Source organism: Micromonospora mangrovicola (assembly GCF_047200535.1).
Taxonomy (GTDB): domain Bacteria; phylum Actinomycetota; class Actinomycetes; order Mycobacteriales; family Micromonosporaceae; genus Micromonospora.
In genome coordinates this window covers 1-8,723 of record NZ_JBJZOG010000168.1, presented here as the reverse complement: position 1 = coordinate 8,723, position 8,723 = coordinate 1, and the positions used below count along the sequence as shown (strand labels likewise).

Annotated in this window: 8 protein-coding genes; 5 read left to right on the top strand and 3 right to left on the bottom strand. The window is 72.2% G+C overall.

The window, feature by feature from the left end; all coding sequences use genetic code 11:
• Positions 1–93: 93 nt before the first annotated feature.
• Together ACL02O_RS32840 and ACL02O_RS32835 are read right to left on the bottom strand one after the other, a co-directional pair.
• Positions 94–1,077 (bottom strand): aldo/keto reductase, encoded by a 984-nt coding sequence (locus tag ACL02O_RS32840; RefSeq protein ID WP_412822073.1) that lies wholly within the window; start codon positions 1,075–1,077, stop codon positions 94–96.
• A 67-nt stretch (positions 1,078–1,144) separates the two neighbouring features.
• Positions 1,145–1,894 (bottom strand): SDR family oxidoreductase, encoded by a 750-nt coding sequence (locus tag ACL02O_RS32835; RefSeq protein WP_412822072.1) that lies wholly within the window; start codon positions 1,892–1,894, stop codon positions 1,145–1,147.
• Positions 1,895–1,996: 102 nt separating this feature from the next.
• On the opposite strand from ACL02O_RS32835, the gene ACL02O_RS32830 reads away from it, so the two are divergent.
• Positions 1,997–2,839 (top strand): helix-turn-helix transcriptional regulator, encoded by an 843-nt coding sequence (locus ACL02O_RS32830; RefSeq protein WP_412822071.1) that lies wholly within the window; start codon positions 1,997–1,999, stop codon positions 2,837–2,839.
• Positions 2,840–2,857: 18 nt separating this feature from the next.
• Here the strand turns inward: ACL02O_RS32830 and ACL02O_RS32825 are convergent, their stop codons facing one another.
• Positions 2,858–3,712 (bottom strand): aldo/keto reductase, encoded by an 855-nt coding sequence (locus ACL02O_RS32825; RefSeq protein ID WP_412822070.1) that lies wholly within the window; start codon positions 3,710–3,712, stop codon positions 2,858–2,860.
• 241 nt (positions 3,713–3,953) lie between these two features.
• Here ACL02O_RS32825 and ACL02O_RS32820 point away from each other — a divergent pair, with 241 nt between their 5' ends.
• Genes ACL02O_RS32820 through ACL02O_RS32805 form a run of 4 tightly spaced genes read left to right on the top strand, consistent with a single transcriptional unit; the run spans position 3,954 to position 8,649 of the window.
• Positions 3,954–5,582 carry a vWA domain-containing protein gene (locus tag ACL02O_RS32820; protein WP_412822069.1) on the top strand — a complete coding sequence of 543 codons (1,629 nt, stop codon included), beginning with the start codon at positions 3,954–3,956 and terminating at the stop codon, positions 5,580–5,582.
• Positions 5,579–6,178: a hypothetical protein gene (locus ACL02O_RS32815; protein ID WP_412822068.1), complete on the top strand. Its 600-nt coding sequence runs from the start codon at positions 5,579–5,581 to the stop codon at positions 6,176–6,178. Before ACL02O_RS32820 ends, ACL02O_RS32815 begins: the two co-directional genes overlap by 4 nt.
• Before the next feature lie 9 nt (positions 6,179–6,187).
• On the top strand, positions 6,188–7,330 hold the full coding sequence (locus ACL02O_RS32810) for a hypothetical protein (RefSeq protein ID WP_412822067.1): 1,143 nt from the start codon (positions 6,188–6,190) through the stop codon (positions 7,328–7,330).
• A gap of 11 nt (positions 7,331–7,341) precedes the next feature.
• Positions 7,342–8,649, top strand: a complete 1,308-nt coding sequence (locus ACL02O_RS32805; protein WP_412822066.1) for a toxic anion resistance protein — start codon at positions 7,342–7,344, stop codon at positions 8,647–8,649.
• The last annotated feature ends 74 nt before the right edge of the window (positions 8,650–8,723 follow it).

Genomic DNA, 8,723 nt, shown 5'->3' with positions numbered 1-8,723 from the left:
CCCCCCGCCCCCCCCCCCCCCCTCCCCCCCCCCCCCCACCACCTCCCCCCCCCCCCCCCCCCGCCCCCCCCCCCCCCGCGCCGTGGCCGCTGGTCAGCGCGCCGCGTCCAGCCGGGACCGCTGCTCCGGGCTGAGCACCAGGTCGACCGCGGCGAGGCTCTCCTCCAGCTGGGCCACCGAGGAGAAGCCGACCAGCGGAATCGCCGGCATGTCCCCACCCATCAGCCAGGCCAGCACCACCTGGTTGACCGTCGCGCCGGTCTCCGCCGCCACCGCGTGCAGCGCGGCCAGCCGGGCCGGCGTGTTCGGCAGGTCGTACTCGCCGCCCAGCCGCTCCGGCCGGGTGTACGCGCCCCTGAGCAGTGGCGAGTAGGCGACCAGGGTGAGCTGCGGCTCGGCCCGCAGGTAGCTGGCCAGGTCCGGGCCGACCCAGCCCACGTCGCCGTCCGGGTCCAGCTCGGCCGGCAGGTCCAGCCGGCGGGGCAGGTAGCTGCGGTGATACTGGAGCACCTCGTAACCGGGCAGGCCGGCCCCGGCGGCGACGGCCCGGGCCCGTTCCACCCGCCAGGCGCGGTGGTTGCTCGCGCCCAGCAGCCCGACCGTGCCCTCCGCGACCAGCTCCGCGAAGCCCTCCACGGTCTCCCGCACGGCCACCGTCCGGTCCTCGATGTGCGCGTAGAGCAGGTCGAGCTTCGCCACCCCGAGCCGTTCCCGGCTGCGCTCGGCCGACTCGCGGATCACCTTCGCCGACAACCCCTCCGGGTTGTCCACGTAGCTGGTCCCCGGAGCGAGCGGGCGGGCGCCGAGCTTGGTGGCGATCACCACCTCGTCGCCGACGCCCCGGCTGCGCCGCCACCGGCCGAGCAGCTCCTCGCTCTCCCCACCCTGGCCCCCGTTCTGCCAGAACGCGTAGTTGTCCGAGGTGTCGATGAAGGTGCCGCCGGCCGCCACGAACCGGTCGAGGATGGCGTACGAGGTGGCCTCGTCGGTGGCGGTGCCGAAGAGCATCGCGCCGAGGCTGAGCACGCTGACCTCGCGCCGGGTGGCCGGGTCGGTGCCGATCGTGCGGTAGCGCATTGATTCCTCCCCGTCAGGACGATGCGACCAGCCTCCACCTTCGAGCGCACGCGAAGTCAACGCGCGCTCACCAGGGCAGTACGCCGTACCCGCCGCCGGCGTCCATCTGGTAGCCCCAGAGCAGCCCGCTCGGCCCGTCCGCGGGCAACGTCGCCAGCTGCACGCTCACCTCCGCGCCCTGCTCCGGGGTACGGAAACCGGAGTGGTGGTTCAGGTCGGTGGCGCAGTAGCCCGGGTTGGCCGCGTTCACCTTGATCGGGGTGTCCCGCAGCTCCTTGGCGTACATCGCGGTGACCATGTTCAGCGCCGCCTTCGAGGACGGGTACGGCACCGAGGTCAGCTCGAACAGGGCACCCTGCGGATCGGTCATCACCGCGATCGAGCCGACCTCGCTGGAGACGTTCACGATCCGGGCAGCCGGCGCCCGGTGCAGCAGCGGCAGCAGCGCGTTGGTCACCGCCACCACCCCGAAAACGTTGGTCTCGTACACCTCGCGCAGCGTGGCGAGAGTGGTCCCGCTGGGCCGCCCGGGCCCGTCGGCCCGGACGATGCCGGCGTTGTTGACCAGCACGTCCAGCCGGCCGTACTCCCGCTCGACCAGCTCGGCCGCGGCGGCGACGGACTTCTCGTCGGTCACGTCCAGCGGCACGAACCGGACGTCCAGCCCATCGGCGCGCAGCGCGCGCTCCGCCGTTCGCCCCCGGGTCTCGTCCCGCGCGCCGAGCAGTACGGTCATCCCACGCCCGCCGAGCTGCCGGGCGGTGGCCAGGCCGATTCCCTTGTTGGCCCCGGTGATCAGGGCGATCGTCGTCGTCATGCCGGCAACGCTGCCGTGACCGGCCGGCGGCCGGGAGAGACCCGTCGAGGCTGGTACCGGCGGTACCACCCTGGTCGGCCCGGCTCGCGGCACCCTGGAGGCATGAGCACACTGCGCCGCGCCGAGCTGGCGGACTTCCTGCGCGCCCGCCGCGCCCGGCTGCGTCCCGCCGAGGTCGGCCTTCCCGACGGGGTACGCCGCCGCACGCCCGGCCTGCGCCGCCAGGAGGTCGCCCAGCTCGCCGGCATCTCCATCGACTACTACATCCGCCTCGAGCAGGGCCGCGGCCCGCACCCGTCCCGGCAGGTGCTCGCCGCCCTGGCCCGCGCGCTGCTGCTCGGCCGGGACGAGCGGGCGTACCTGTTCCGGATCGCCGGGGAGAGCCCACCCGAGGCGGCCGGGCCGAGCCGGGAGGTGCCCGCGGGCCTGCGGCACCTGCTGGACGCGATGACCGAGACACCCGCGTACCTGGTCGACGCCGCGTACGAGGTGCTGGCCTGGAACCGGCTGGCCACCTGGTTCGTGGGTGAGCTGTCGGCGGTGCCGCCCGGCGAGCGCAACATGGTCCGCTGGATGTTCGGCAGGGTGGTGCCGGAGTCGCACTGGAGCGACCCCGAAGTGCTGCGTTTCGCCCGGACCACGATGGCCGACCTGCGGGCCGCGTACGGCCGCTACCCCGCCGACCCGGCGCTCGCCGGGCTGGTCACCGAGCTGCTCGGCACCTCGCCGCGGTTCGCCGCGCTCTGGGCGGAGCACGAGGTGGGGGAGCGCCGGCCGACCGTCAAGCGGATCACGCATCCCGAGTTGGGCCCGCTGGAGTTCGAGTGCCGGGTGCTGCACGTGCCGGAGACCGACCAGCGGCTGATCGTCTACGTCCCCGAGCCGGGCTCGCCGACCCAGGCGGCCTTCCGCCGGGTCGGCGAGCGCACGGCCGCCGGTCAGTAGCCGGCGCCCCGGTGGGGCTCAGCTCGGCACGTAGTCGAAGGTGTCCGGGTCGGGACCCTGCCGGCCGGCCCCGCCCTTGTCCAGGCCGGCGATCCGGTCCATCGTCGCGTCGTCCAGCTCGAAGTCGAAGATCTGGAAGTTCTCCTCGATCCGCTTCGGCGTGGTCGACTTCGGGAAGACGATGTCGCCGCGCTGCACATGCCAGCGCAGCACCACCTGCGCGGGGGTGCGGCCGAGCTGCTCGGCGATGTCGACGATCGTCGGGTCGTCCAGCACCCTGCCCTGGGCGATCGGCGACCACGCCTCGGTGAGGATGTTGTGCGTCCGCCCGTACGCGCGCACCTCCTCGTTGCCGAAGTACGGGTGCACCTCGATCTGGTTCACCGCCGGCACCACGTCCGCCTCGGCGGCCAGCCGCTCCAGGTGCGACACCTGGAAGTTGGAGACACCGATCGACCTCGCCCGGCCGTCGCGCTGGAACTCCTCCAGCACCTTCCAGGTGGAGACGTAGTCCCCGTCGTACCGGGTCGGCAGCGGCCAGTGGATCAGGAACAGGTCGAGGTAGTCGAACTTCAAAGCCTGCAGCGTCTGCTCGAACGCCCTGCGGGCGTCGTCGGGACGGTGGAAGCCGTTGTTCAGCTTGCTGGTGACGAAGACGTCCCGCCGATCCAGCCCGGAGGCGTGGACCGCCTGCCCGACCTCGGCCTCGTTGCCGTACATCTCGGCGGTGTCGATGTGCCGGTAACCGACCTCCAGGGCCTTGCCGACGGCCCGGGCGGTGTCCTTCGGTTCGATCTGGAAGACCCCGAAACCGAGCTGCGGAATGGTGTTGCCGTCATTGAGTGAGATGTCGGGAACGGTGATCGCGGCCATGAAAGCCTCATCTCCCATCGTCGGGGGTGTCCGGAAGCGCCTTCCCGCTTCCTTCGGGCGCACCGTCGCTTCACCTACCCGATCCACGCACGTCCTCACGGCCGGCCCCGGGTGATCTGGGGTGCACCGATCACCACACCGGGAGTTCACCTGGAGTTGGTCGTCCCGTTGGTTTGCCGGTGCTACCAAGAGCCCGGTCGGCGCCAATGCTGATCTTCCAAACGACAGGAACGGGGTGCAGGTGCGGGTCAGGAGAATCGCGGCGCTCGCCGCGGCGGTGCTGGTGCTGGCCACCGGTTGCACGACGGGCGACCCGGAGACGCGACGCAGCGGCGGACCGGCCAGCGGCACGCTGCGGATGGTCGCCGGCAGCGAGCAGCAGAGCGTCGTCGACACGATCGTCAAGCCGTGGTGCGCCGCCCGGCACTACCGGTGCGAGGTGACCTTCAAGGGGTCCGTCGACCAGGCCCGGCTGCTCGCCTCGGGCAGCCACGACTACGACGCCTACTGGTTCGCCTCCAGCGTCTTCCTGCAACTCGGCGACCGGTCCAGCGCCCTCCAGGACGCCCAGCCCATGTTCCTCACCCCGGTGGTCTTCGCCGCCTGGCGCTCCGAGATGGCCAAGCTCGGCTTCGCCGGCCGCTCGGACGTGCCGATCGCGGACATCCTGCGCGCCGTCGAGTCGGGCCGGACCAAGGTGTGGATCACCAACCCCACCCAGTCCAACTCCGGCGCCACCGTGCTCTTCGGCTTCCTCAACTACTTCGCCGGCAACGGCCCCGGAACCCCGCTCACCCAGCAGCAGCTCGACTCACCCGCCGTCGAGCAGGGCGTCACCCGGTTCGTCAAGGCGATGGACCAGACCCCGCCCTCCACCGGCACCCTGATGACCGACTGCCTCGCCCACCCCGACCAGTGCCGGGCCGTGTTCACCTACGAGGACCTGGTCATCGAGAAGAACGCCGAGCTGGTCAAGGCCGGGCGGGAGCCGCTGCTGGTCGCGTACCCGAAGGGCTCGCTCGCGGTCAGCGACGCGCCGTTGGGCTTTCTGCCCCAGCCGGGGAACGACGACGCTCACCGGATCTTCACCGAACTGCAGAACCACCTGCTGAAGGATCCCGGCGCGCAGGCCGCCCTGCTCAAGCTGGGTCGCCGCCCCGCCACCGGGGTCGGCCTCAGCCTCGACCAGCCCGACCCGGCCGTCTTCAACCCGGCCTGGGGCATCCAGGCCACCATCAACGAGCAGCCCGTCCAGTTCCCGGCCGCGCCGGTCATCCAGGCCGCGCTCGACCGCTACCAGACCCGCTACCGCCGGCCGGTCGCCGTCCACTACTGCCTCGACGGCAGCGGCTCGATGGGCGACAACGACGGCTGGGCCGGCATCCGGGCCGCCGCCGGCCAGATCTTCGATCCCGACCAGGCGGCCCTGAACTTCCTCCAGACCCATCCCGAGGACCGCACCACGGTCAGCATCTTCAACGGCGACGTCACCGGCGGCAGTCCGTGGACCGTTGCGGGCAACGACCCGGCCGCGCTGCGCGACCTGGCCCGCAAAATCACCGGTTACCGTCCCGACGGCGGCACCGACATGTACGCCTGCCTGCTGCGCGCCGCCGACGAACTGGCCCGGCCGCAGGCCGGCGACCGCAAGCGGCTCGTGGTGCTGATGACCGACGGGCAGTCCGAGACCGGGCGGCGGGGCCCGGCTCTGGCGGCGCTGCGCCGTGCCGGGGTGCCGGTGGTGACGATCGCCTTCGGCCGCGACGCCGACCCGCGGCAGCTCAAGGAGGTCGCCGACGCCACCCACGGCACCTTTGTCCGGCAGGACGACCTGGTGGCGGCGTTGCGGCAGGCGGCGGGGTACAAGTGAGACACCGCCTGGCCGCACCCGCCGCCCTGGCCGCCGCCGTCGCCGCCTTCGCGCTGGTCTTCGCGTTGACCGGCAGCCTGCTCTGGGCGCCCCTGCTCGCCGCCGCCACCGCGCTCGGGCTCTACCTGATGCTCGACGACCGCTCCGCCGCCCGGGTCGACCGCGACACGTACGCCGACGACGCCCGCGACCGGGTCGAGGAGGCGCTGCGGGTGCTGCGCGGTGTCGAACGGCTCGCCCGGGACGTGCGGCAGCCGGAGGCCCGCCAGGCACTCGCCGACGCCTGCCGGTACGTCCCGGAGCTGTTCGACCGCGTCCGGGACCGCTCACCGGACAGCCTCTATTCCACCGCCGCGCAGATGGGCGGTCACCTGCGCAGCCTCGACGGCGCGGTACGCCAGTACCTGGACATCCAGCGCCAGCCGCTGCTCTACCACGACCCCGAGGCCCTGCGCCGCAACGGTGAGCAGGCCTTCCGGCGCTTCGCCGACTTCGCCCTGGACAGCGTCCGGCTGGTCAACCAGGGCGACATCGCGCAGTACACCGCCAACCTCGACACGGTCGCCCCACCCAGCCTGCCCGACCTGGGCCGATAAGGAGTCACGTTGAGATTGCCCAGCATCCGGTTCCTGATCGGGCTGGTCACGGTGATCGCCGTCTGCGTCGTCGCCGCGCTGCTGTGGCAGCGGTCCGGCGACGCGCCGGCCACGGCCGCCCCGCCCACCACCGTCACCTGCCTGGGCGGCTCCGAGAAGTCCGAGCTGATGGCCGACGCCGAGGTGAAGCGGATCCTGCGCGACGACTACCGGCTGGAGGTGGCCTTCCAGCCGCTCGGCTCGTACGACCAGGTGCAGCTGAGCACCGAGGACATCAAGGCCCGCAAGCTGGACTGCCTCTGGCCCTCCAGCGCCAGCGCGCAGAGCGTCTTCGAGACCCAGCACGCCGGGGCGTTCCCCGACTACCGGGCGGAGAACCTGCTCCAGTCGCCCGAGGTCATCTACGCCGGCCCGCGCGGCACCGACGCGCTGGTACGCAAGGGCATCGTGCAGCGCCGCGGGGACCGGTACTTCGTGGTCGACATGAAGGGGCTGCTGCTCGACCACGTCGTCAAGCGCGGCACCTGGGAGGCGATCGGCGCCACCGACCTGCGCGGCCCGATCACCGTGGCCAGCACCGACCCGGCCAAGTCCAACAGCGGCTTCACCCTGGCCCAGCTCCAGCTCAACATCGTCGCCACCGCCGACGGTTTCTCCGCGCCGAGCCTCGCCCAGGCCCGTCGGGCGCTGCCCACCATGCGCGCCCTGCACGACGCGCAGGGCCTCCAGTCGCGCAGCTCCGACTCCGGCTTCCGGGAGTGGCTCACCCAGGGCGGCGAGTTCAAAGCCCCGCTGTACGCCGGCTACGAGAACCAGATCATCCAGCAGGTGGTGCAGAGCGGGGACAACAGCGCCGGGCTGCTCAAGAACGTCCGGGTGCTCTACCCCGATCCCACCATCTACAGCGACCACCCGATCCTCGCCCTCGACCGGGCCGCCGGTCGGCTGGTCGACGCGCTGAAGGACCCGAAGATCCAGGCCATCGCCTGGAAGCGGTACGGCTTCCGGTCGGCCGTGCAGGTCGGCGCGAACGACGTTGCCGACTTCCCGGGCATCGGCCTCGCCGACCAGGTCCGGGCCGCTCCCGCGCCGGCTGCCGACGTGACGCTCGCGCTGCTCGGCTGCATGAAGGACGCCACCACCTGCAAGTGAAGGGACCCGCCATGTCCGAGGGACTCCAGATCGACTTCGGCAGCATCGTCGGTGGCCCGGCCGACCCGCCCGCCGGCACCGCCGACGCGGCGATCAGCACCGCGCTCGCCACCGCCGAACCGAAGACCTTCTCCTGCGTCGCGCTGCTCACCGCGGCGCAGCGCAGCCAGGCCGAGCAGGCCGCCCGCCAGCTCTACCCGACCATGCTGGCCAACACCGACGCCCTGGCGAACTTCGGCAACCAGGCGCTGGACCAGGTCAACGCTCAGGTCAGCCGGATCTTCCGGGAGGTCGGCCGGGTCGACATCCCGGAGCTGACCGGCATCATGCACGAGATCAACGACCGGATGCGCAGCTTCCGGCGCAAGTACGACCCGAGCGACCCCAAGGTCCGGGAGACCTTCACCAAGTTCTCCGACGCGATCCGGGGGCTGTTCCGCAAGGGGCGGGACCTGTTGGAGATGCTCTTCGAGGAGGCCCGGACGGTCGAGCAGCAGCTCGACCGGGTCGCCGGGCAGCTCGGTGACAAGCAGCTGCAGCTGCGCCGCAACGTGGTGCTCTGCGACGAGCTCTACAAGGCCAACGAGGCCGCCATCGGCCAGCTCGTCGGCGCCATCGCCGTGATGGAGCTGATCCGCGACGTCGCCCTGGACGACGCCCGGTCGATCGCCGTCACCCCCGGCGCGCCGGACGAGCGCGACCAGCGGGAGCGGCTCTCCCTGGTCGCCGAGTTCACCCAGGCGCTGGAGGTGCGGATCAACGAGTTCCAGCAGCGGCTCTTCGTCGCCTGGTCCACCTCGCCGCAGGTGCGCAACATCCGCACCCTCAACTACGGTCTCGGCCAGCGGCTCGCCCTCCTGATGAACCTCACCATCCCGACGATGAAGCTCACCATCGCCCAGTGGGCGCTGCTGCTGCAGGCCAACCAGGCCGCCGACATGCAGCAGGCGGTGGCCGACGGCGCCAACGACGTGCTGTCGGCGTACGCGGCGGCGTCGAAGACCGCGGTGCCGCAGATCGCCCGCGTCATCCAGACCCCCACCGTCCGGCCGGAGACCATCCTGGAGGTGGCCGAGTCGATCGACGTCCAGGCGCGGGGCATCGAGGAGGCCGTCCGGTACGGCCAGCAGAAGCGGGCCGAGGTGGTCGGTGCGATCGTCACCGCCAACCAGTCCATGTCGGAGTCCTCCGAGCGACTCAGCCGGACCGTGGTCGACCTGGTCACCCGCGCCAAGGACCCGGTGGCGCTGCCCGCGGGTCCGCAGCTTCCGGCCGCGGTGCTGGAGCAGGCGCCGGCGGTCGTTCCCGCTCCGCGCTGAGGCATCCCGTCCGGTGGGGTGCCGGGTCGGGGGGGGGGGGGGGGGGGGGGGAAAGGGGGGGGGGGGGGGGGGGG

Excerpts from the sequence above, each read along its gene's own strand:
- ACL02O_RS32840 (WP_412822073.1), bottom strand. The coding sequence starts at position 1,077 with ATGCGCTACCGCACGATCGGCACCGACCCGGCCACCCGGCGCGAGGTC.
- ACL02O_RS32835 (WP_412822072.1), bottom strand. The coding sequence starts at position 1,894 with ATGACGACGACGATCGCCCTGATCACCGGGGCCAACAAGGGAATCGGC.
- ACL02O_RS32830 (WP_412822071.1), top strand. The coding sequence starts at position 1,997 with ATGAGCACACTGCGCCGCGCCGAGCTGGCGGACTTCCTGCGCGCCCGC.
- ACL02O_RS32825 (WP_412822070.1), bottom strand. The coding sequence starts at position 3,712 with ATGGCCGCGATCACCGTTCCCGACATCTCACTCAATGACGGCAACACC.
- ACL02O_RS32805 (WP_412822066.1), top strand. The coding sequence starts at position 7,342 with ATGTCCGAGGGACTCCAGATCGACTTCGGCAGCATCGTCGGTGGCCCG.